Annotated in this window: 18 protein-coding genes and 1 pseudogene; 5 read left to right on the forward strand and 14 right to left on the reverse strand. The window is 67.5% G+C overall.

Features of this window, described 5'->3' with window-relative positions:
• Positions 1-128 precede the first annotated feature (128 nt).
• From HLA95_RS02835 to HLA95_RS02845, 3 genes are all read left to right on the forward strand, one after another.
• Positions 129-2,171 carry a hydantoinase/oxoprolinase family protein gene (locus HLA95_RS02835; RefSeq protein ID WP_191059116.1) on the forward strand — a complete coding sequence of 681 codons (2,043 nt, stop codon included), beginning with the start codon at positions 129-131 and terminating at the stop codon, positions 2,169-2,171.
• 2 nt (positions 2,172-2,173) lie between these two features.
• Positions 2,174-4,135, forward strand: a complete 1,962-nt coding sequence (locus HLA95_RS02840) for a hydantoinase B/oxoprolinase family protein (protein ID WP_191059115.1) — start codon at positions 2,174-2,176, stop codon at positions 4,133-4,135.
• Positions 4,136-4,215: 80 nt separating this feature from the next.
• Positions 4,216-5,103: a dihydrodipicolinate synthase family protein gene (locus HLA95_RS02845; RefSeq protein WP_191059114.1), complete on the forward strand. Its 888-nt coding sequence runs from the start codon at positions 4,216-4,218 to the stop codon at positions 5,101-5,103.
• A gap of 53 nt (positions 5,104-5,156) precedes the next feature.
• Here HLA95_RS02845 and HLA95_RS27985 read toward each other — a convergent pair whose 3' ends face one another.
• From HLA95_RS27985 to HLA95_RS02855, 3 genes and pseudogenes are all read right to left on the reverse strand, one after another.
• Positions 5,157-5,465 (reverse strand): MBL fold metallo-hydrolase, encoded by a 309-nt coding sequence (locus HLA95_RS27985; RefSeq protein ID WP_223861464.1) that lies wholly within the window; start codon positions 5,463-5,465, stop codon positions 5,157-5,159.
• A gap of 199 nt (positions 5,466-5,664) precedes the next feature.
• Positions 5,665-5,961 (reverse strand): annotated as a pseudogene (locus HLA95_RS29035) (MBL fold metallo-hydrolase); the annotation flags it as partial.
• A gap of 93 nt (positions 5,962-6,054) precedes the next feature.
• Positions 6,055-6,810 carry an SDR family NAD(P)-dependent oxidoreductase gene (locus HLA95_RS02855; protein WP_191059113.1) on the reverse strand — a complete coding sequence of 252 codons (756 nt, stop codon included), beginning with the start codon at positions 6,808-6,810 and terminating at the stop codon, positions 6,055-6,057.
• Positions 6,811-6,944: 134 nt separating this feature from the next.
• Here HLA95_RS02855 and HLA95_RS02860 point away from each other — a divergent pair, with 134 nt between their 5' ends.
• A complete protein-coding gene (locus HLA95_RS02860; RefSeq protein ID WP_222182340.1) occupies positions 6,945-7,838 on the forward strand; it encodes an AraC family transcriptional regulator in 894 nt (297 codons plus the stop codon).
• Positions 7,839-7,859: 21 nt separating this feature from the next.
• Here HLA95_RS02860 and HLA95_RS02865 read toward each other — a convergent pair whose 3' ends face one another.
• The 5 genes from HLA95_RS02865 to HLA95_RS02885 are packed head-to-tail and all read right to left on the reverse strand — an operon-like array spanning position 7,860 to position 11,799.
• On the reverse strand, positions 7,860-8,252 hold the full coding sequence (locus HLA95_RS02865; RefSeq protein ID WP_191058308.1) for a VOC family protein: 393 nt from the start codon (positions 8,250-8,252) through the stop codon (positions 7,860-7,862).
• A gap of 10 nt (positions 8,253-8,262) precedes the next feature.
• The gene (locus tag HLA95_RS02870; protein WP_191058309.1) at positions 8,263-9,345 is read right to left on the reverse strand and encodes a branched-chain amino acid ABC transporter permease; all 1,083 of its coding nucleotides are present in this window, start codon (positions 9,343-9,345) and stop codon (positions 8,263-8,265) included.
• Entirely contained in the window at positions 9,342-10,256 is a 915-nt protein-coding gene (locus HLA95_RS02875; RefSeq protein WP_191058310.1) for a branched-chain amino acid ABC transporter permease, read from the reverse strand. Before HLA95_RS02875 ends, HLA95_RS02870 begins: the two co-directional genes overlap by 4 nt.
• Positions 10,253-10,999, reverse strand: coding sequence for an ABC transporter ATP-binding protein (locus HLA95_RS02880; RefSeq protein WP_191058311.1), 747 nt, complete (start codon positions 10,997-10,999; stop codon positions 10,253-10,255). Before HLA95_RS02880 ends, HLA95_RS02875 begins: the two co-directional genes overlap by 4 nt.
• Positions 10,999-11,799 carry an ABC transporter ATP-binding protein gene (locus HLA95_RS02885; RefSeq protein WP_223861394.1) on the reverse strand — a complete coding sequence of 267 codons (801 nt, stop codon included), beginning with the start codon at positions 11,797-11,799 and terminating at the stop codon, positions 10,999-11,001. The genes HLA95_RS02880 and HLA95_RS02885 overlap by 1 nt, the downstream gene beginning before the upstream one ends.
• A 234-nt stretch (positions 11,800-12,033) precedes the next feature.
• Here HLA95_RS02885 and HLA95_RS02890 point away from each other — a divergent pair, with 234 nt between their 5' ends.
• Positions 12,034-13,239: an ABC transporter substrate-binding protein gene (locus HLA95_RS02890; RefSeq protein ID WP_191058312.1), complete on the forward strand. Its 1,206-nt coding sequence runs from the start codon at positions 12,034-12,036 to the stop codon at positions 13,237-13,239.
• Positions 13,240-13,300: 61 nt separating this feature from the next.
• Here the strand turns inward: HLA95_RS02890 and HLA95_RS02895 are convergent, their stop codons facing one another.
• The 6 genes from HLA95_RS02895 to HLA95_RS02920 form a co-directional block, all read right to left on the reverse strand.
• Positions 13,301-13,681 carry a response regulator gene (locus HLA95_RS02895; RefSeq protein ID WP_191058313.1) on the reverse strand — a complete coding sequence of 127 codons (381 nt, stop codon included), beginning with the start codon at positions 13,679-13,681 and terminating at the stop codon, positions 13,301-13,303.
• Entirely contained in the window at positions 13,620-17,147 is a 3,528-nt protein-coding gene (locus tag HLA95_RS02900) for a chemotaxis protein CheB (RefSeq protein ID WP_191058314.1), read from the reverse strand. Before HLA95_RS02900 ends, HLA95_RS02895 begins: the two co-directional genes overlap by 62 nt.
• A gap of 124 nt (positions 17,148-17,271) precedes the next feature.
• Complete coding sequence (locus HLA95_RS02905) at positions 17,272-18,270, reverse strand: chemotaxis protein CheB (protein ID WP_191058315.1); 999 nt, start codon at positions 18,268-18,270, stop codon at positions 17,272-17,274.
• 188 nt (positions 18,271-18,458) lie between these two features.
• A complete protein-coding gene (locus tag HLA95_RS02910; protein WP_191058316.1) occupies positions 18,459-20,393 on the reverse strand; it encodes a hydantoinase B/oxoprolinase family protein in 1,935 nt (644 codons plus the stop codon).
• Positions 20,394-20,407: 14 nt separating this feature from the next.
• A complete protein-coding gene (locus HLA95_RS02915; protein WP_222182342.1) occupies positions 20,408-22,447 on the reverse strand; it encodes a hydantoinase/oxoprolinase family protein in 2,040 nt (679 codons plus the stop codon).
• A 25-nt stretch (positions 22,448-22,472) separates the two neighbouring features.
• Entirely contained in the window at positions 22,473-23,402 is a 930-nt protein-coding gene (locus HLA95_RS02920) for an aminotransferase class IV (RefSeq protein WP_191059222.1), read from the reverse strand.

Consider the following 23,402-nt stretch of genomic DNA (forward strand, 5'->3'; position numbering starts at 1 on the left):
GACTGGATCATGGCTCGTCCAGCCCGTGATCACGGCGGCTGACTCGGGCGCCGTCTGCCGCTAACTCCGTTCATGGCACGAAGGTTGCCGGGATACCGGCCAGCGCCACGAGGGGGGATCTCCGAAGAATGACCACGGGCCAGAGCCTGCGCATCGCCGTCGACATCGGCGGTACGTTCACCGACATCTGCATCCTGGACGAGAAGACCCGCGAGCTGCGGGTGGTGAAGACGCCGTCCACGCCCGATCCGATCGACGGCGTGCTCAAGGGGGTGAAGGACGCCGGTGTCGACCTCGCCGATGTCGCCCTGTTCTCCCATGGCACCACGGTGGCCACCAACGCGCTGATCACGCGCCGGCTGCCGCCCTCCGCCATGGTCTGCACCGCGGGCTTCCGCGACGTGCTCGAGATCCGGCGCGCCAACAAGGAAGACTTGTGGGACGCCTACAAGGACGTCGCCCCGCCCTATATCCGCCGCCGCGACCGGTTGACCGTGCCGGAGCGGATCGACGCGGACGGCAACGTGGTGACGCCGCTGGACGAGGCTGCGGTGCGCGAGGTCGCCCGGGTGCTGCGCGCCCGCAAGGTCCAGGCGGTGGCGGTCTGCTTCATCAACGCCTTCGTCAACCCGACACACGAGCAGCGTGCCCGGCAGATCCTGGAAGAGGAACTGCCCGGTGTGGCGGTCTCGACCTCGTCCGACGTGCTGCCCGAGATCTTCGAGCACGAGCGCTTCTCGACCACCGTGGTCAACGCGATCCTGCGCCCGGTCGTCGGCAACTATGTCGGTCGCCTGAGCGACCGGCTGAAGGAAGACGGGCTGAAGAGCGACCTGCTCCTGCTCCATTCCGGCGGCGGCGTGATGACCGCGGCCACTGCCAAGGACTATGCCGGGCGCCTTGCCGGCTCCGGCATCGCCGCGGGTGCGATCGCCAGCCGGCACATCGCCATGCTGTGCGGCTACCGCAACTCGATCGGCGTCGACATGGGCGGTACGAGCGCCGACGTGTCGCTGGTGTGGGACGGGGTCAGCCGGGTCACCAAGGACTGGCACATCCAGTTCGGCTACCCGATCCGCTTCCCGTCGATCGAGGTGCTGACCATCGGTGCCGGCGGCGGCTCGCTCGCCTGGATCGATGCCGCGGGTGCTTTGCATAACGGCCCACAGTCGGCCGGCGCCAATCCCGGGCCCTGCTGCTACGGCAACGGCAACACCGTGCCGACCAACACCGATGCCAGCGTGACGCTGGGCCGGCTCGGCACCGAGCTCGCCGGCGGCGAGATCCATCTGGACAAGCAACTCGCCGTCACCGCGGTTGAGACCGGCGTGGCGCAGCCGCTCAAGCTCTCCACCAACGAGGCTGCCAAGGCGATCCTGAGCGTCGCCAACGCCAACATGGCCGACGCGGTGCGCCTGATCTCGATCAGCCGCGGCTACGACCCGCGCGACTTCGCACTCGTGGCATTCGGCGGTGCCGGCGCACTCCACGGCGTGGCGCTGGCCAAGGAGCTCTCCATCCCGACCGTGATCGTGCCGCCGAACCCGGGCGTCACCTCGGCACTGGGCTGCCTGCTCGTCGACATCCGCCATGACCTGGCCCAGAGCTACCTGGTCCCGGCCGCCAAGGCCGATACCGCCGACATCGAGGCGCGCTTCGCCGCCCTGGAGGCGGAAGCGCGCGACCTCCTGGCCCGCGACGGCGTGCCGGAGGACGGCATGACGCTCACCCGCTCGATCGACATGATGTACCAGGGCCAGTGGCGCTCGCTGAGCGTGCCGGTGCCGTCGCCGATCGGCGCCATCGAGGATGCGGTCAAGGCGTTCCACGGCCTGCACGAGCGCGAGTATAATTTCCGCCGCGACGAGGCGCCGGTCGGGCTGTACCGCCTGAACCTGGTGGCGGTCGGCACCACGCCCAAGGCCGATCTCGCCGAGCATGCGCCGGGCGGCGGCCTGCCCGAGCCGCGCTCGCGCCGCCCGGTCGACTTCGACGAGACCGATGCCCCGGTCGACACGCCGGTCTACTGGCGTCCCGACCTGCCGGCCGGCCTCGACGTCCCGGGCCCGGCGATCATCGACCAGCTCGATTCCACCACGGTCGTCCCGCCCGGTGTCACCGCCCATGTCGACAAGTGGCTGAACCTCATCCTGAAGATCCAGGAGGCCTGATCATGAGCGAGTTCGGCTCCCTTCATCCCGTCACCTTCGAGGTGCTGAAGAACGCCTTCATCACCACCGTCGACCAGATGGGCGAGCAGGTCCTGCGCACCTGCTACTCGTTCGTGATCTTCAACCGCGACTTCTCCAGCGCGCTGAACGACGCCAACGGCGATTCGATCGCCCAGGGCAATTTCGACATCGCGGTCCATGTCGGCACGCTGCACTATACGGCGAAGGACGCGATCCGGGTCTTCAAGGACGAGATGAAGCCCGGCGACGTCTACATGGTGAACGACCCTTATGCGGGCGGGACCCATTTTTCCGACGTGCGCGTGATCCGGCCGATCTTCGTCGGCGACGAGGTGATCGCCTATGCCCAGTCGAACGGCCACTGGTCGGACGTGGGCGGCAGCGTGCCCGGCTCCTTCGACGTGTCCGCCCGCGACATGTTCCGGGAGGGCCTGCGCATCACGCCGGTGCGCATCTATGACGGCGGCCGGTTCTGCCACGACGTCGCCAACATGATCGCCGCCAACACCCGCGACCCGGCCTCCGTGATCGGCGACATGCACGCCCAGGCGGAAGCGACCCGCGTGGCCGAGCGCGAGATTCTGCGGCTGGTCGACAAGTACGGCAAGGACACCGTCCTCGAAGGCTTCCGGGAGGTGCAGAACTACGTGGAGCGCGCGACGCGCCAGCGCATCGCGGCCCTGCCGGACGGCTCCTGGGAAACGGTCGACTATATCGACCGTGATCCCGCCGGCGGCGAGGGCATGATCCCGATCAAGGTGAAGCTCACCATCAAGGGCGACGAGGTCATCTACGACTTCACCGGCTCGCATCCCTGCATCGGCACGCTCTACAACTCGGCCTTCGGTTCGACCTTCTCGGCCGTGGTCGCGGGCATGAAGACCTTCTTCCCCGACCTGCCGCTGAACTCGGGCTTCTATCGCCCCATCAAGGTGATCGCCCCCGAGGATACCATCGTGAACGCCAAGTGGCCGGTCGCGGTCACGGGCTTCTTGATGCCGTTCGAGAAGATCATGAACTCGATCTACGAGATCTGGTCCAAGATCATGCCCGAGCGCGCCATCGCCTGCGCCTTCAACCTGGAATATCTGCTGACCGGTGGGCGCGACCGGCGCCATGACGCCAAGAACATCTTCATGTTCTATGACTGGCTGCCGGGCGGCTGGGGCGGGCGCAACGGCAAGGACGGCTCCAACGTCACCACGGCCTGCTTCGGCACCGGCCTCATGGCCCAGCCCGTCGAGGGCCAGGAGCGCACCAGCCCGATCCTGTGCCACGAGATGGAGATGCTCACCGATTCCGCCGGCCCCGGCATGTGGCGGGGCGGCGTCGGCCTGCGCAAGACCAGCACGATCGGCGAGGCCGACAACGTGGTGATCTCCTATATCTGCGACCGCGAGCGCGCGATCGTCTGGGGGATCAATGGCGGCCTGCCCGGTTACCCGCACGGCCTGGCCCTGCACCGCGGCGGGAAGGACAATCCCGAGGAATGGCTCGGCACGATCTTCTCCGACGTGCCGATCAAGAAGGGCGACCTGTTCACCCGGCCGACCTCGGGCGGCGGCGGCTTCGGCGACCCGCTGCTGCGCGACCCCGCACTGGTCGTGGAGGACGTGGCCGACGACTATGTCTCGATCGAGCGCGCCGCCAAGGACTATGGCGTCGTGATCCGCACGGTGGACCAGGACCGCGCCGAATACGAGGTCGACCTGCCCGCCACCGAGAAGCTGCGCGCCGAGATCCGGGCCCAGCGCAAGGGCTGGCTGGAGGAGCCCGCCGAGGCGGTGGCCGAGCGCTACCGCAAGGGCGAGATCGACCAGCTCGACCTGATCCGCCGCTACGGCGTGATCCTGGACTGGGCCACCGGGGAACTGATGGTGAACTCCACCAACGAGTTCCGCGAGATGTTCAAGAAGCGCTCCGCCGCGCACTGGGCGAGCTGACCGGTTGCCTTCGGGGGACGGTGGCAGCACCGTCCCCTTCGTCGTTTCCTTTCGGCGCATCCGAGAAGGGGATCACCGCCATGCCGTTCCGTGGCCTGTCCGCGTTTCCGATCACGCCCATGGACCAGCATGGCCGGGTGCGCACCGACGAGCTGGCGGTCCTCCTGCGCCGGCTCGCCGAGGCCGGCGTCGATTCGGTGGGGCTGCTCGGCAGCACCGGCTCCTACATGTACCTCAGCCGCAGCGAGCGGCTGCGCGCAGTCGAGGCCGCGGCCGAGGCCTTGAGTGGCCGCACGCCGCTCATCGTGAGCATCGGCGCGCTGCGCACTGACGAGGCCGAAGCGCTGGCCCGTGACGCCGAGACAGCCGGCGCCAATGGCCTGCTCCTGGCCCCGGTCTCCTACATCCCGCTCACCGAGGAAGAGGTCTTCCAGCACTTCTCGGCGGTGGCCGGGGCGACCGGGCTGCCCCTGTGCATCTACAACAACCCTGCCACCACCCATTTCAGCTTCGACAACGCGCTGCTGCAGCGCCTGTCCGGCATTCCCAACATCCGTGCGGTGAAGAACCCCGCACCGTCCGCCGCCGAGGCACCGGAGCGGCATCGGGCACTGCAGTCGCTGGTCCCGGCCGAGTTCGCGATCGGCTACAGCGGCGACTGGCTGGCCGCGGATGCCGTGCTGGCCGGCGGGGTCGCCTGGTACAGCGTGATCGGCGGCCTGCTCCCGGAACCCACGCTGAAGCTGATGCGCGCCGCCGAGGCCGGCGATGCCGCCGAAGTCGCGCACCTCAACGGACGTTTCGCGCCGCTCTGGACCCTGTTCCGCGAACTCAGCAGCTACCGCGTCGTCCACGCCATCGCCAATGAGCTGGGCCTGACCCGCGCCGACCCGCCGCGCCCGATCCTGCCGCTGGGTACCGCGGACCGGCAGCGCGTCATGGCGGCGGTCGCTGCGATCCAGGCATAGCCTGCCCCGTCATGGCCGGTCCTCGGCCTGCTGAAGTCTGCGAGGCTGCGTTCCTATACCGGTGAGAAACGATAGGCATCACCATCCCGTGCGACGCTGCCGATGCCGGGAAAGTCGAGATGCGCGCCTGCGACGAACACACCTGGCCACGCCGCTCGGTCGAGGATCTGCGCACGGGTCGAACGGGCCTGCACCTGATCCCGATCCAGTTCCCAGGTAAGCTCCGGCCTCGCGAACTGGATGGAGGGCACATGCACGATGTCGCCCCCGATCAGCAACTGTTCCCCGCCGCTCGGCACTGCGAACATCGTGTGCCCCGCCGAGTGGCCATGGGCGGCAACGGCGACGATGTGGTCGCTCACGGCAAAGCTGTTCCCCATAGGTTACGCAGCGCTGCCGGAACCTTGCCAGCCGCTCGCTCCGATCGAACAGCGCGACTTCCTCCTGCGGGACGAACAGCTGCTCCAGGTTGGGAAAGGCGTCCGAGCCGTCCGGCGCGACGAGCCCGTTCACGTGATCGATATGGGTGTGCGTGCAGGCCACGGCAGCGATGTCCTCCCGGGCAATCCCAGCTTCCGCAAGCGCACGAAGCAGCAGGCCCATGGACGGGTCCCACGCGTTGCCAGCACCTGTGTCGATCAGGATGTGCCGGCCCTGCTCGATGACCAGGAAGGCGTTGACCGACAGCCGCAGCTTCCCCTCCATGAGCCTTACCTGTTCGGGCAGTTGCGCGCCGAACGGCCGGTCGCCCTCCTGGCGCAGCCGGCTGGGTGGCATGTCCACATGGCCGTCGCGAAGGGCCAGAACGGCCAGCTCGCCGAACTCGTAGCGGGCGAAGTCGGTGCCCGACCGGATCATCTTCAAGGGACTGTTCTCCACGCGGGCGGGACACTCCGGGCGGACGCCGCGCGAGCCCGCATGTCGCGCGGCGTCCCTGGATGACAGCTTGGTTCAGATGCCCTGGCCGCCGGACACCTCGATCCGCTGGGCGTTGATCCAGCGATTGTCCGCGGACAGCAGGCTCGCGATCATCCGGCCGATATCGTCCGGCAGGCCGACGCGGCCGAGTGCGGTCATGTCGGCGAAGACCTTGTTGATCTCCGGGTTGTCCCGGACCGCGCCGCCGCCGAAGTCGGTCTCGATGGCGCCCGGCGCCACCGAGTTGACCGCGATCCCGCGGCTGCCCAGTTCCTTGGCCAGGTAGCGGGTCAGCACCTCGACGGCCCCCTTGACCGCCGAATAGACGGCAAAGCCGGGATAGGACACCCGGGTCAGGCCGGAGGACAGGTTCACGATGCGCCCGCCGTCCACGATCAGCGGCAACAGCGTCTGGGTGAGGAAGTAGACGCCCTTGAAGTGGACATCGACCAGCCGGTCGAACTGCGCCTCGGTCGTCTCGCCGATCGGCGTGAAGTCGCCATGGCCGGCATTGTTCACGAGATGATCGAAGGTGTCGCGCTGCCATGTCTCGCGCAGGGCGATCCGCAGGCGCTCGGCAAACGGAGCGAAGGCGGCGACGTCGCCGGTGTCGAGCTGCAAGGCAACCGCCCGGCGCCCCATCGCCTGGATCTCGGCGACCGCGGTCTGCGCATCCTCCCGCCGGCTCTGGTAGGTGAGGATGACGTCGCCGCCGTGGCGGGCGATGCTGAGCGCGGTGTTGCGGCCGAGGCCGCGGCTGGCACCGGTAACGAGGGTGATCTTGGTCATCATCCGACTCCTGTGGGGGTGACTGCCCGGATATCGCGCCAGGAGGCCGGCCGTGGTTGCCAGGAACCCGACGTTCTTTGCCTGATCCTCCGAAGTGAGTTCACGGAGCAATCCGTTCTGGAGTAGGAACAGGCATGGACGACTCCCTGCTCAAAGCCGTTCGTCGCTACACCGAGGCCTGTGCCGACCCGGCCGGCATCGCTCGGACTCCCATCCCCAGCCTGACGACCATTCGGGCGACCGCGCCCAGCGGGCTGCAATATGACATCTCCCGGCCGCTCGTCTGTCTCGTGCTGCAGGGGACCAAGCAGGTCACGATGGGGAGTCAGGCCTTCACGTTCACCGCCGGCGACTCGCTGCTGATCACGGCGGACGTGCCGACCGTCAGCCAGATCATGCGTGCAAACGTCGTGGCGCCCTATCTTTCGCTCGTCCTGGACCTCGATCTGGCGCTGATCGCCGAGCTGGTGGAGGCCATGAAGCTGGTGCCGGCCGAGGACGGTGGGCCGGTGCGGGTCGAACCCACCGATGCCGAGGTCGCGGACGCGGCGCTGCGGCTGATGCGCCTGCTCGAGCGCCCGGCATCGGTGCCGGTGCTGCAGGCCCAGCTCCTGCGCGAGATGCACTACTGGCTGCTGGCTGGCCGGCACGGGCCGGCGATCCGGCGCCTCGGCTGGCCGGGCGGCCATGCGCAGCGGGTGGCGCGCGCGGTGGCGGTGCTCCGGGCCGAGTTCACGCAGCCCTTGCCGGTCGAGCGCTTGGCGGCGGTCGCCGGGATGAGCCCGTCCTCGTTCCACCAGCACTTCCGCGCCGTCACCTCGCTCTCGCCCCTGCAGTTCCAGAAGCAGCTGCGCCTGATCGAGGCGCGGCGGCTGATGCTGTCGGAAGGCAGGGCCGTGAGCAGTGCGGCGTTCGCGGTCGGCTACGAGAGCGTGTCGCAGTTCACCCGGGAGTACCGCCGGATGTTCGGCCTGCCGCCGGTCCGGGAAACGTCCATGGCGCGGCGGAGCGAGGCAGCGGCGGCATGAGCCGGCCGGATCATGCGCCGGTCAGACCTCCACCCCGTAATCCGCCAGCTCCGGCAGCATCGCCTCGACCACGAAGTCCACGAAGGCTTCGGGCGCATCCAGGTAGAACTCGCGTGTCGAATAGCTGCCGACCTCCGCCGTGACCCCGCGCTCGCGCAGCCATGCCGCCAGCTTCTCCAGCTCGGCCCGCGGCGTGTCGCTCAGGAACGAGACCTGCGACAGGCGCTTGTCGGCATCGCGTCCTGTCTCGGGGCTGTGGTTGAGCTGCAGGTCGACATTGGTGCCGGGCTGGCGCATCCACACCGACCGCTCGGTCCGGCGCAGCTCGACGAAGCCCAGCTCCGCCTGGAACATCGAGACCACCGTGTCGAAGTGCTCCGGCGCCACGCGCTGGGCCATGTGATTGAACTTCATCCGTCTGTCCTCAGCTTCGGGCCGTGGCCTCGGTCGTGGTAAGTGGAGGGGCCATGGCCCTGCGGCTGGAGCCCAGGCCCGGCAGCCTGAGCTCGCGCGAGCCGGTCAGCCCCTTGGGTCGGAAGATCAGGATCAGCGCCATGCCGATGCCGAGTGCTATCTCCTGCGAGCCCTCGGGCAGGGCCAGGACCGATTCGCCCACCGCCACGCCGGACTCCAGGAAGCGGAAGAACTCGACGAACACGGTGACCGCGAACACGCCGACAATGGCGCCGGTGACGCTGCCCATCCCGCCGATGATGAGCATGGCGAGCGTGATGAAGGTGAGCTGCAGGTAGAACATGTCCACCGTCGCCACGCCCAGGAACTGCACGAAGAGCGCACCGCCGATGCCGACGATGAAGGCGGAAAGGACGAAGGCGGCCAGCCGCACCCGCACGATGCTGACACCCGAGGCACGGGCCGCGACCGGATCGTCCCGGGTCGCGCGCAGCATCAGGCCGAAGCGCGAGCCCTTGAACCAGAAGGCCAGCACGATGGCGCCCAGCGCGAAGGCGAGCCCGGTCCAGGGGCCGACCACGGTCGGAATGCCGATGATCGAGCTGACGCCTGCGGTCACCGAATCCCAGTTGGAATAGACATTGTTGACGATCGCCAGGAAGGCGAAGGTCGCGATCGACGCGGCGATGCCGGACAGGCGCAGGATCACGGCACCGAACACCAGCGCCACGGCCGCCGCCAGCACGGCACCGCCGGCCACCGCCACCCAGAACGGGTACTGCGCCTGCTGCAGGAAGACCGGCAGGCCGGTCAGCATGAGCTGCTTCCACATCGGGTTGCAGGTGGCCCAGGCGGCGGCATAGGCGGCGATGCACATGAAGCCGATATGGCCGAACGACACCACGCCGGAATTGCCGATGAACACCGACAGCCCGACCACCACGATCAGGCGGACCAGGGCTTCGGTGACCGTCAGCGCCATCTCGTCGTTGCCGAGCAGCGCCACCAGCGCCGTGATCGCGGTGACGCCCAGGAGGAGGGCGAGCACCGGCAGGGCCGCGCGCAGGAAGCGGCGTTGGGCGGTGTCGGTCATACGCGCTCCACGAGGGCTTTGGTGGGAACCAGGCCGGCCGGCCGGAACAGTAGCATCAGGATGACGATGCCGAACACGAAGCTGTCGCGGAACGGCCGGAGATCGTCCGGCAGGTAGGCCTGGAGGAACACGGAAGCGAAGGCCACGGCAAAGCCGCCGGTCGCCGCCCCGATCAGGCTGCCCATGCCGCCCACCACGGTGGCGATGAAGGCGAACAGCATGAGCGGCACGCCCATGGTCTGGCTGAGCGTGCCGGTCTGCGACAGGAGCAGGAGCGAGGCCACCGCCGCCAGCACGCCGGAGATCGCGAACGCCAGGCCGATCACGAGATTGCCGCGCACGCCGAGATAGCGGGCCATGCGGAAGTCCTCGGCGGCAGCCCGCATCTGGATGCCCAGGGCCGTCCGCTTGAGCAGCAGCGTCAGCCCGCCCATCAGGACGAGCGTGGCCAGGATGGTGACGATCTGCAAGAGCGGGATGCGCAGGCCGCTCACCGCGATCTGGTAGTTCAGGTTCGACCAGAGATCGACGCTCTTGGGCCGCGAGCCGTAGAACATCAGGATCACGTTCTGGATCACGAAGCTGACCGCGAACGACGCGATCATGAGCGTGGCGGGGTCGGCGCGGCGGATGTGGCGGAACACCAGGAGGTCGGAGAGCAGGGCTGCCGCCACCACGATCACCGCCACCGCGATGATCACCATGAACCAGGGCCAGCCGCCGATGAACAGGGTGGCGACCGCCTCGGTGGAGGGGATGATCAGCGCATAGGCACCAAGCGTGATCAGGTCGCCATAGGCGAAGTTGATCAGCCGCAGGATGCCGAACAGGAGGCCAATACCCAGTGCGGCCAGCGCATAGAGGCTGCCCAGCGACAAGGCGTCGATGAAGGTCTGCGCGAAGTTGATCATGCCGCGGCCTCGCTCGTGGCAGGGGTGTGGTGCTCGTCGAAGCCGAAATAGGCGCGGGTGATGGCCTCGCCGTCCTGCAGGTCGGCGGTGTTGCCGTGCAGGAGGATGCGGCCGTTGCGCAGCACGTAGATCCGCTCGCTGAACTTCAGCATCCGGTCGGAGCTCTGCTCGTTGACCAGCAGGGTCAGGCCGCGCTCGGCGCGCAGCGCCAGCAGCGTCGAATAGACCGTGTCGACGATCTTGGGTGCAAGGCCCAGGGACGGCTCGTCGACCATGACCAGGCGCGGCCTGGTCATCAGTGCGCGGGCGATCACCAGCATCTGCTGCTCGCCCCCGGACAGCCGGCCGGCCGGCTGGCGCCAGCGCTCCTTCAGTCGCGGGAAGTAGCCCAGCAACTGCTCGGCGTCGCGTTGCGCATGGCGCTGGTCGCTCATGGCATAGGTGCCGATGAACAAATTCTCCTCGACAGTCAGCGTACCGAACACGTGGCGGCCTTCCGGCACCAGCGAGATGCCGAGCCGTGCGATGTTCTCCGCACGCATCCCCACCAGATCCTTGCCGTCGAAGCGGATGCGCCCGCGCTTAGGCGGCACGCCGCCGGCGATCGCCGCCAGCAGGGTCGACTTGCCGGCACCGTTGGGGCCGACCACGCAGACCGCCTCGCGCTCCTTCACCGAGATGGCGACCCCGGCCAGTGCGGTGGTGCCGCCATAGCTGACCGCCAGATCCTCGACCTCCAGCATCAGTGATGGCCCTCCGCCATTTCGAGCTGCTTCTCGCCCTCGCCGCCCAGATAGGCGGCCAGCACCTTCTTGTTGCGCTGGATCTCGGCCGGCGTGCCCTCGGCGATGGACCGGCCGCTGTCCAGGACATGGATGAAGTCGCAGGTGCCCATGACCATGCGCATGTTGTGCTCGATGAGCAGGACCCCGCAGGTGAAGGTCTTGGGGATGTCCAGGACGATCTGCGAAAGCTCGTCGCATTCGGCATCCGCCATGCCCGCCGCGGGCTCGTCGAGCAGGAGGAAGGCCGGGCCCAGGAACAGGGCACGGGCGATGCCGACCCGGCGCTCGTCGGTATAGGGCAGGGTGCCCGCCACGATGTCGGCCTTGTCGGCCATGCCCAGCCAGGCCAGCAGCTCCATGGCGAGGTGGTGGGCCTGGCGCCGGCCCAGCCCCATGCCGGTGCCGGTCACCTCGACATTCTCGACGACGGTGAGGTCCTTGAACAGCCGCCCGGCCTGGAAGGTCCGCGCCACGCCCTGGTGCCGGAACCGCTCGGCACTCCAGCCGGCCGTGTCCTGGCCGCCTAAAAGGATGCTGCCCTCGGTGGGACGCTGGAAGCCGGTCAGGCAGTTGACCAGCGTGGTCTTGCCGGCCCCGTTCGGCCCGATCAGGCCTAGGATCTTCTCCCGCTCCAGGCAGAGCGTCACGTCACCGATCGCGGTGAGCCCGCCGAAGCGGACGGAAACACCCTGCGCCGCGAGGCTGGCCGCCTGCGACTGCTCGACCCCGGTGGCGGTCATGGTCGGTCTTCTGGTCATTTCGACGCCACCTCGCATCGCGTGTGATCACAAAACGAAGCTCCCTGTTGGGCACATACTGGGAGCGGAGCTGGAATTTTGTCCACGCGGATGCAGCAAGAACCGTGCAAGTCCTCGGCAGGCTGCGCCTGGGCCGTTGCCAGCCGGCTTGGTACGTGGCTTGCTCGTACCCCTGGCGAATGCCCGCCTGCCGCGCAGGCCGGCCGCACAGCACCTACAGGGGGACGTAAACGAATGGTCGCATCGAGATTGCTGGGGGGGCTGGCGCTTGGCGCAGCACTGACGATGGGCGCCCTGCCGTCCATGGCCGCCGACGAGATCGTGCTCGGCTTCGCGGTCGCCGATTCCGGCGCCATGAACGCCTATGACAGCGATTCGAAGAAGATGGCGCTGCTCTGGATGGAGGAGCAGAACGCCAAGGGCGGCGTGCTCGGCAGGCAGCTCAAGGAGGTGTCGGCCGATACCAAGTCCGACCGGGTCGAGGGTGCGAAGGCCGGCCAGCGCGTCCTGCGCGAGGGTGCCGTGGTGGTCTTCGCCACCTGCGACTACGACTATGGCGCGCCGGCCGCCCTGCAGGCGCAGCAGGCCGGCGTCATCTCCGTGTTCCTGTGCGCGGGCGATCCCAAGGCGGGGGTGATGGGGGTAGGTCCCCTGTCGTTCACCTCGTCGAATGCCGCCCAGGTCGAGGGTGCCACGCTCGCCGAGTGGGGCATGGAGAAGAAGGGCTACAAGACCGCCTATGTCCTGCTCGACGAGACGCTCGAGTACAACAAGTCGGCCTGCGCGGGCTTCGACTGGCGGTTCCCGAATGTCGGCGGCGAGATCGTCGGCCGCGACGTGTTCAAGGGCAGCGATGCCTCCATCGCCTCGCAGATCACCCGCTTCCGCTCCGTGGCAGCCGAGAAGCCGGTCGACGTGCTGGTGCTCTGCTCCTCCATGCCGGGTGCCCCCGGTGCGCTCCGGCAGATCCGGGCGGCCGGCATCGACATCCCGGTGTTCGGCTCGCAGTCGATGGACGGGCTGTACTGGCAGGACGCCGTGCCCGGCCTGAAGGACTTCTATGTCCCGATCCAGGCCTCGGCCTATGGCGATGATCCCCGCCCCGAGGTGAACGAGCTGGCCGAGCGCTTCGAGAAGCGCTGGGGTGCCCGTCCCGCCACCCAGTATGCCTTCCCGATCTGGGCCTTCATGGAACTGTGGGCCAAGGCGGTCGAGAAGGCCGGCACCACCGACGCGCAGCCGGTGGTCGACGTGATGAACAGCTTCAAGGACGAGCCGACCCTGCTCGGCCCCAGGACCTTCACGCCGATGCTGCACATCCAGGACCGGCCGCTGGAGCTGATCGCCGAGGTCGGCGGCGGCCAGGGCAAGGTGATCGACCAGTGGCGGATCGCCGAGCCGGTGCCGCAGGAGGTGCTCTACCGGCTGAAGACCGACTGATCCCGCCCCTTCGGTAAGGGGGACACCCCCGCGGATGCCGGCCGCGGGGCGTCGTCCTGGTTCAGGGGGAGGGCATGAGCCGTGCTACGGCCTGGACGAGGCAATCGTTCATCGCCGGCTTCTCGACCAGCACGTGGCCGCGGCAGCTCAGCAGTTCGGGCAGTCTCTGCCCGCTATAGAACAGGAACGGGATCTGCCGTTTCATCAGGAGATGTGCGACGGGCTCGGTGGTTTCCGTGCCCAGGCGAAAGTCGAGCACCGCGACATCGATGTGGTCGCGCTGGGCGCTCGCCAGGGCTTCGGGCAAGGTGAACCACGGCCCGACCACCTGGGCCCCGACACTCTGGAAGGTCGCCTCGAGATCGAAGGCGATCAGGACCTCATCGTCCGCGATGAAGACCCTGGCTCCTTCCAGCCATGTGCTCCGGCCAGTCGTCCTCATCGCGCGGCTCGGCCTCCGGAATTTCCAACTCGATCGTGCACGTCACACCGTCCGGCAGGAACTCATGGCGCACCTTGGCGCCGGGGATCCCCTTCTGGATCAGCACGCTGCCAAAGCCGCTCCGCTCCTGACGATGCACCGGGGGTCCGTCGCTCTCCTGCCAAGTAACCATCAAGTGCCGGCGATTGTTCCCTGTCAACCGCCAGGAAAGTGCCACCCGCCCATGATCGTCGGACAGGGCGCCGTGCTTTTCGGCATTGGTGGCCAGCTCGTGCAGGACCAGGCCGAACGGTGTCGCCAGGTCGGCCGGCAAGGTGACCGGTTCCCCCGTGATGGTGAGCCTCGCCGAGTTGCCGTCGACATAGGCCTGAAGCTGACCCTCGACCAGCGCCGCGAGGCTGGCCCCCTGCCAGTGTGATTCGACCAGCAGCTTGTGCGCGGCGGCCAGGGCGGCGATCCGCCCTTCGAACAGCTCGGCGAACTCCTTGGGGTCTTGGGACGTCCGCAGGGTCTGGCGCGCCATCGACTGCACGACGGTCAGCGTGTTCTTGACCCGGTGGGTGAGCTCGTCCAGCAGCAGGCTCTGCCGCTCGGTGATGTCGCGGGTGCTTTCCAGGACCAGCTGGCGCCCCTCGAGCGGGACCAGCTCGATCTGGCTTTCCACGGTAAGCACCTGCCCGCTCTTGGTGGTATGCAGGATCTCGCCGCTCCAAGCACCCCTGGTCAGCAATGACTGGCGCAGTTCCTCGAACGATCCCCCGGGTACCTTGATCTGGAGCAGATGATCCACCTGCCGGCCGATCGCCTCGGCCCGACTGTAGCCGTAGAGTTCCTCGCTGCCGCGGTTCCATTGCAGGATGCCCTCGTCGAGCTCCCACACGAAGATCGGCGAGCGGGACAGGTTGACCAACCGGCTCTCCTGGCGCAGCCGCTCCTCGCTCTGCCGGAGGGCTTCGTCGGCCCGGCGGCGCTCGGTGATGTCGACGAAGGTGACGACGATCCCGTCGATCTTGTCGTCGATGGTGCGGTATGGCCGCATCCGCACGAGATACCAGCCGCCGGCCCGGCTCTGCACCTCTTCCCCGATCGGCGTCAGGTCCTTGAGCACCAGGCGCGCCTGGTCGGCGAGCCCGTCATAGTCGAGCTGGTGCGTGAAGTCGGTGATCGGCCGGCCTTCGTCGTTCAAGGTGATGTTGAACAGCTCGGTCAGCCGCGGCGTGAAGCGCTTGATGCGCAGGGAGGTGTCGAGGAACAGCGTGCTGACATCGGTCGCGGCCATCAGGTTCTGCAGGTCGCTGTGCGCCCGCGACACGCTTTCCAGCTTGATCTTCAGCTCGTTGTTGACCGTCTGCAGCTCCTCGTTGATCGACTGGAGCTCTTCCTTGCTGGTTTCCAGCTCCTCCGACGTGGAGCGGAACTCCTCGTTGATCGACTGCAGCTCCTCGTTGGCGGCCCGCAGTTCCTCGTTGGCCGCCTCGGATTCTTCCCGGGTCGCACGCAGCCGGTTCTGCGCCGCCTGCAGTTCCTCTCGGAGCTGCCGGATCACCTCGTCGCTGGCACCTCCATCGGTCCGCCCGACATCCGCCAGACGCGTGGCTTCATCCACCGCCTCGCCTTCGATGAACATCACGATGGTATGGTCGATGCCCTCGGCGTCCCGGACCACCGGCTTGACGTGGAGATACACCCGATGGGCCGCGCCGTTGAACCTGACGGGGATCGGCGAGGTGAGGGTGGTTTCACCCTGTTCGAAGGCACGATGGAGGGCCGAGCGCAGGTCGAAGCGCAGCTCATGGCGAACCAGGTCGACCGCGTCGACGCTCAGTGGCCCTCCGGCCGGCTGCAGGTAACGCCCGGCATTGTCCGAGAGATGAATGACGCGGTGCGCCTCGTCGACCAGCATGCTGGGCGGTGCGATCCGCTCGAGCATCTTCCGATGCAGCGCGGTGTCGCTGGTGCTGCCGCCCCCGCCATGTGCCCGGGGCGGCACCGGGGCACGATCATGGGACTGTTGGCCCGTACGCAGGAGGATGGGCAGTGCGGGCCGCTTGACCTCGGGCGCTGCCGCCGACCGGTAGATCCGTGCATCCCGATCGACCGGGTGGAACAGCCCCACCGGTTGGTCCGCGCTCTCCGAGGAGCCGAGGAACAGATAGCCTCCGGGGTTCAGGGCATAGTGGAAGGTGTTGCAGACGAGCTGCTGCAGGTCGCGGTCCAGGTAGATGAGCAGGTTGCGGCACGAGATCAGATCCAGCCGCGAGAAGGGCGGGTCCTTCAACATGCTGTGCGTTGCGAACAGGATGGTGTCGCGCAGTTCCCGGCGAACCCGGTAGTGGTCGCCCTCCTTGAGAAAGAAGCGCCGCAGCCGCTCCTCGCCCAGATCGGCCTCGATCGCATCGGGAAAGCGACCTTCGCGGGCGATCGCCAGGGCACCGGCATCCAGGTCGGAGCCGAACACCTGGATCTCGGGCCGCAGCTCGCGCCGGCTGGCTTCCTCGAGCAGCAGCATGCCGATCGTGTAGGCCTCCTCCCCGGTGGCACAGCCCGGAACCCAGACCCGGATGAAGGAGCCCACCTCCTTGTTGTCGAACAGGCGCGGGATCACATGCTCCGCGAGCGACTTGAACGCCTTCGGATCGCGGAAGAACGTCGTCACCGAGATCAGGAAATCCGAGAACAGCGCCTGGGCTTCCTCCGCATTCTCACAAAGAAATTTGTAATACTCCCGGAGCGAATTCTTTCTGGCGACTTGCACGCGCCGGGCGATGCGTCGCGTGACGGTGGCGCGCTTGTACTGCGAGAAGTCGTGGCCGGTCCGGACCCGGACATGAGCCAGGATCCGCTGGAGGCTGTCCTCATCTCCTTCGGGTATGCCGTCGGCCGAGACCTGCTTGCGCTTGTTCAGGATCTCGACCAGTTGCCCGGCGAGTTCCCGGATCGGCAGCACGAAGTCCACGACCTGGGCCGCAATCGCGCTGCGCGGCATGGACGAGTATTCGGCTTCATTCGGGTCCTGCACCATGACGATGCCGCCGGCTTCCTTGACCGCCTTGACCCCGATGGCGCCATCGCCACCGGCACCGGTCAGGATGACGGCGAAACCATCGCTGTGCTGTTCGGCCAGCGAACGAAAGAACATGTCGATCGGCGCCCGCTGCCCCCGCGGTTCGTCGAACGGCAGGGCAGAGACCATGTGATCGGCGATCCGCAGCCGCCGGTTCGGGGCGATCACATAGATCTTGTTGGGCTCCAGACGGGTGGTGTCCGCGACCTGTTCCACGCCCATGCTGGTACGGGCCGCCAGGATGCTGGCCAACTGGCTGCGGGCATCCGGATCCAGATGGACGATGACGACGAAGGCTGCGCCGCTATTGTCGGGCAGTGCTTCGAACAGCAGTTGCAAAGCTCTGACGCCACCTGCGGATGCGCCGATGCCGACGATCGGTGGGTCGACCTGGTGTTGCATCAAGGCTCTCTCCGCGCTTCATGCAGGCCAACACCGGCGCCAGGTCTGCTCGCCGGTGGTTCTATTGTGGTAGGGTTATGGGCGAAAGCGATCATGCCGGCGTACCATCTCGGAGATCGCTCCTTCATGGTTGCCGTATCGTATCCATGCCGGTGCTGATCGCCTGTCGAAGCGTTTCCGCGTAGTGCCGGTACTCCGTGGCGCGGGCATCATAAACATTGGCCAGCGTATCCCGCCCCTGGGCGCGGGCATCGTCGGCCATGCGCTCCACGATCCCCAGTCGTTCCTCCATGACCCGCATGGCCACGGCCAGGGCCTCGTGAACCTCGTCCTCCTGAGCGACGAGCAGGTTCTCGGCGGTGAACCCATGCCCGATCTGACAGCGAAAGCGCAGCGGGCCATCGCCTTTCATGTGGGACAGGACGCCGTGACAATGGGGGCAACTGAGCGTCGAGGGATCGGCTATCTCGTTCAGCCTGCCCGGGCTCACGCGGCTGCCCAGCGCGATCTTGACCTCCAGCTCCAGGTCCAGCCCGGTCGGCTTGCTCGGGCCTGCTGGCAGCCTGGCCAGCTCCCCCAGCAGGAACCCGATCTGGTCCGACCGCGCGACATGGTCGACGGCGACGGCCGCCATGGCCGCGGTCGGCATGGCGGCGACCTCCGCATCCAGGGGATGCTGCACCACCGTGACCCCACCCGTCTCGCTGATCGCGTGAAGGCCGGAAGCACCGTCATTCATCATCCCGCTCAGCACCACGCCGATCGCGCGGGGTCCGAAGGACAGGGCCGCCGAGCGGAACAGGGGATCGATCGCCGGGCGGCTCATGTTCTCGCGCGGCCCACGGCCCAGCCGGATGGTGTGGTCCACGACGAGCAGGTGGCGATCGGACGGGGCCAGGTAGATGTAGCCCTGCTCCAGCGGCTGGCCATCCACCGGGCTGTTCACCCGCAAGGACACGCCCTGGCTCAGCAGCTCCGACCGATGGTCGGCGGCATCCTTGGGCCGGTGCGTGCAGACCATGACCGATGCGGGAAGATCGGCGGGAAGATCACGGAGGACTCGCTGCAGAACCGGAAAGCTGCCTGCGGACCCACCGATGACGATCAGGTCATGGTTGGGCATTCCCGGCGACCTCCTGCTTCAGCACGTCCATGCCGCAACAACGGACCGTTGCAGAGGGCGTTCCCGGGCATCTTCCGCCAGCCGGGAGAGGCGGCGGCGCTTGCCGCCGACCGCCCGCCGGGCCGCCAACGGAATTCGCGGAACGAACCCGACGACCTTCCCGGCCGGCGGGCTCGCCCGGCCTCGGGCTACTCAGTGAAGCCGTAGGCGCTGCGCGCCTGCTCCTTGCTGATGTAGCCCTCGGCCACGTCCTCCCGGATCAGCTCGGGATCGCGCTGCTTCGGGTCGCCATAGCCGCCGCCGCCCGCGGTGATCAGCAGGATGCGGTCGCCCGGCTCGAACACCACATTGGCGTACTTGCTGCTCGACACCTTGTTGTTGGTCTCGCGCACCGTGGTCCAGCGATCGGTCCCGGCCTTCATGATCTTGGTGCCGCCGGCAGCTCCCCGCTCGCCGCCGAACAGCGGGAAGGGTCCCGTCTCGTGGCGGTCGGAGCACTGCGAGCCGGTGATCGGCACCGTGGTCACATAGAGCGTGCGCCTGTAGCCCAGGCCGCCGCGCCACTGCCCGGCCCCGCCGGAATCCTGGACCAGCTCGCAGTTCTCGACGCGCAGCGGGAAGCGGGTCTCGAACACCTCGGTCGGGTTGAAGCGGCAGTTGCCGTTGATGGCGTTGACGGTGTTGTTGCCGTCATGACCCTTCCGGCCACCCCAGCCCCCCGACATGATGTCGTAGCAGGCGAAGTATTCGTCATGGTCGGGATGGTCGCCGCCGAACACGAAGTTCGTGCTGGTCCCCGATTCCGAGGCCATGGCGCGGTCCGGCGTGCAGCCAGCCATGGCGCCGATCACGATGTCGGCCAGGCGCGGGTGGGTCTCGGTGTTGCCGGCGACCAGCGGGCCCGGATAGTCGACATTGGTGACGTGACCCGGCGGGGAGAGCACCCGGATCGGGCGGAAGCAGCCCGAGTTCTTCGGAATCGAGGCATCGGTGACGTGCAGGATGCCGTTATAGGTGGCGCCCGTGGTCACGCCGAGCGTGGCGTTGATGGGGCCCCTGGCCTGCTTGGAGCTGCGCCCGAAATCGGCCACGATCTCGTCGCCGTGCAGGTGCAGGTCGACCGCGATCGTGTACTGCGTGTTGGTGATGCCGTCGTTCTCGATCACGTCCTCGAAGGAATAGACGCCGTCCGCGAACGCGGCGATCTCCGCCCGCATCCGCCGCTCGGCATAGTCCATCAGGTCTTCGCAGGTCTGCTTGAAGACGTCCTTGCCGTACTTGCGGACGATCTGGGTGATCCGGTCGACGCCCAGGTCCACCGCACCGATCATGGCGCGCAGGTCGCCATAGCTCTGCCGCGGCGTGCGGGTGTTGGCGAGGATCAGCTTCCAGACTTCCTCGACGTCCTTGCCGGCCTTCATGATCTTCACCGGCGGCACGCGCATGCCCTCGTGGAAGATCTCGGTGGCCTCGCCGCAGAACGCACCCGGCACCATGCCGCCGATCTCGGCGATATGGCCGATGCAGACCGCGAAGCCCAAGAGCTCGCCGTCCACGAAGAACGGCTTGAAGAAGGTGTGCTCGGGGCAGTGCAGGCCGCCGCGATACGGGTCGTTGTGCAGCAGGATGTCACCCTCCGACAGCGTGTCGAACGGGATCTCCTGGGCGCAGGTCTTGATGAGCAGCGGCATGCCGCCGATCATGGTCGGGCAGAACTCGGCGCAGGCGATCATGTCGCCCTTGGCGTCGGCGAGCGCGCAGGTGAAGTCGAGGCCCTCGTTGAAGATCGTCGAGTACGACGTCTTCATGAGCAGGATGCCCATCTCCCGGCAGATCGACACCATGGTCGAATCCATGATGTTCATGGTGACCATGTCGAGCGGGGCCAGCCGCTCATGCTTGGAGGGATAGGCGGCCTCGAAGGGCAGCTTGGGCTGGACGATCGGCATGACCGGATCGTCCTCGCCGTTTGCCCGCCGCTCGGTCCACTCGACGCACCATGGCGAGCAGAACAGGCCCTTGGGCCCGGGCCCGGTGCGCACCCCCTCGCCATAGACGAGCAGGCCGCAGCAGGCGCACTTGTTGTACTTCTCGACGTAGAAGCCGTTTTCGGACATGCGCATTGGAAGTGTCCTTCTCAGCCCTGGATCGTGTCGATGAGGAGATGGCCGTAATCGTCGACCGTGAGGCGCTGGCCAGGGCAGACCACCGTGACCGAGGCGGCCTCCTCGACGATCACCGGCCCCTCCAGCACATGGCCCGCCAGGAGCCGGTCGCGGTCATGGACATCGACCTCGAAGCGGCCTTGGGCATAGCCGACGCTGCGCCGGCCCACCGGCTCCGGCGCGCCCGTGGCCTTCTCCAGCTTGGGGATCTCGGGCACCGCCGAATCGGAGATCGCGGTCACCGCGAAATTGACGATCTCGATGATGTCGCCCCTGGTGTTGAAGCCGAAGCGCGCCTTGTGCGCCGCGTGGAAGGCTTCCCAGAGCTGCTCGATGTCGGCCTCGGGCGAGAGCGTGCTCTCGTCGACGGTCAGCTCCAGCTCGTAGTTCTGGCCGAGATAGCGCATCTCGAGCGCACGGATGAGCTTGATCTCGTCCGTGAAGCCCTGGTCGGTGAGCTGGGCCTTCGCCTCGTCCACCAGGGACTGCATGATCGCCGCCGCCCTGGCCTTGTCGAACCGGTTGCTGGTGAGCTGGGCCGTGCGCTGGCGGTCCACGCGGGCCTGGGTCAGGATGAAGCCATAGGCCGAGAACTGGCCCGGATGGTTCGGCACGATCCCCTTGGGGATGCCCATCTCGACCATCAGCTCACCGACATGCAGCGGACCGGCGCCGCCGAAGGTGGAGAGCGTGAAGTCGCGCGGGTCGAGGCCGCCCTCGATCAGCACGGAGCGCAGCGCGCCCACCATGTTGTTGTTGGCGATGCGCACGATCGCCAGCGCCGTCTCGTCGACGTCCTGGCCCAGCGCCTCGGCGACGCTCGCCACCGCCTTGCGCGCCCGCTCGACGTCCAGCCGCATCCGGCCGCCCAGGAAATTGTCCGGGTCGATCCGGCCGAGCAGCACGTTGGCGTCGGTGACGGTCGGCAGCTCGCCCTTGCCGTAGCAGGCCGGGCCCGGGTTCGCGCCGGCCGACTGCGGGCCCACCCGCAGCATGCCGCCCTTGTCGATCCAGGCGATCGAGCCGCCGCCCGCACCGATGGTGCGGATGTCGATGATCGGGATCTGGATCGGCACGCCCCATTCGATCTCGAACGCGGTCGTGAACCGCTCCTGGCCGTCCAGGATCACCGAGACGTCGGTGGAGGTGCCGCCCATGTCGAGCGTGACCAAGTGATCGATGCCGGTGAGCTTCGCCATGTGCCGGCTGGCGATCACGCCGCCGGTCGGGCCCGAGACCACCAGGTTCACCGGTGCCTCGGCCGCGGCGTCCAGGGTCATCTCGCCGCCATTGGACTTGATGACCACGGTCGGCGCCTGGAAGCCCGCCTCGTCCAGCCGCTTGCGCATCGAGCCCATCTGCCGGCTGACCACCGGCTTGAGATAGGCGTCAGCCAGCACGGTGGAGGCGCGCTCGTATTCCTTCCACTTGGGCAGAACCTCGTAGGAGATCGAGATCGGCAGGTCGGGCAGGACCTCGGTCAGGATCTCCTTGATGCGCAGCTCATGCGCCGGGTTCAGGTAGGAGAACAGGGTGCAGACCGCGACCGCCTGGATCTCGGGCATGGCCTTGAGCTGCTCGCCCAGCGCCCTGACCTCGGCCTCGTCCAGGGCCTTGAGCACATTGCCATAGGCGTCGATTCGCTCGTCCAGCTCGAAGCAGTGGCGGCGCTTGGCGAGCGGGTTCGGCTTCACCCAGCTCGCATCATAGTGATACTTGCGGTTGCCGCGCTGGACGAAGATGACGTCCTTGAAGCCCTTGGTCGTCACATAGGCGACCGTGGCACCCTTGCGCTCCAGGATCGCATTGGTCGCGACCGTGGTACCCAGCCGGATATGCTCGACCGCGGCGGCATCGCTGCTCTTGTAGCGGCCGAGACCGCCGATGATGCCGACCACCGGGTCGGTCGGCGTGGACAGTTCCTTCCAGACCTCGACCTTCTTGTTGACGCGGTCGTAGGCGACGAAGTCGGTGAACGTGCCACCGACATCGATTCCGAGAGCGTGGCTCATCTCAGGATTACTTTCTTGATGCAGCTCAGATGGTCGGCGCGTCGTAATCGACCGGCGTGGCGTGCCAGCCCTGTCGGCGCTTCTCCCAGAAGGTCTCCCGCAGCTTCGCGGAGATCGGACCAGGGCGGTCGTTGCCCAGGATGCGCGAGCCCAGCCGGCTCACCGGCATCACGCCGCCCGCCGTGGTCGAGAGCAGGATCTCGTCGGCCTCTTCCAGCTCGGCGCGCGGGATCGGCCGGGTCTCGAACGGGATGCCCAGCTCCTCGCACAATTCCTTCACGGACAGGCGGGTGATGCCTTCCAGCGCCCCGCGCGGCGGGCTGACCACGGTGCCGTTGATGATGGCGAACGCGTTGTAGCCGGGTCCCTCGGTGAGATTGCCGTCCTGGTCGAGCAGCAGGGCCGTCTCGAAGCCGGCGTCATGCGCCTCGAACAGGCCTCGGGTCAGGTCGCCCCAGTGGAAGTTCTTGACGGTGGGGTCGACCGATTCCGGCGGGATGCGCGGCGTCTTGGCGATCATCGCGTGGACGCCGCGGGCCTGCTGCTCCTCGGAGAACAGCCAGACCCAGGGGATCGCGAAGCAGACGAGATAGGCGCGGCCATAGGCCGGGTGATAGGGCAGATGCGGCGCCGGCTTGCCGCGCACGCAGTCCATCGCGACATAGGCCTCGCGCAGGCCGGTGCGGCGGACCAGGTCGGTCAGGATGCGCTTGATGTCCTCGTCGCTCTCCTCCGGCTTCATCCGGAGCTTGTCCATCGAGCGGCGGAAGCGCTTGATGTGGTCGTCCAGGCGGAAGAAGGCGCCGAAATAGACACCGACCACGTCATAGGTGACGTCGGAGCGCCGGTAGCCCCAGTCGGTGATGGGGATCCTGGCCGCCTTGATCGGCATCACCTGGCCGTCGACATAGGCGGCACCTGCCGACCAGTCGGTTTCCGTCGGCGTCTCGCTCAT

Source organism: Geminicoccus harenae (assembly GCF_019800005.1).
Classification (GTDB): Bacteria; Pseudomonadota; Alphaproteobacteria; order Geminicoccales; family Geminicoccaceae; genus Geminicoccus; species Geminicoccus harenae.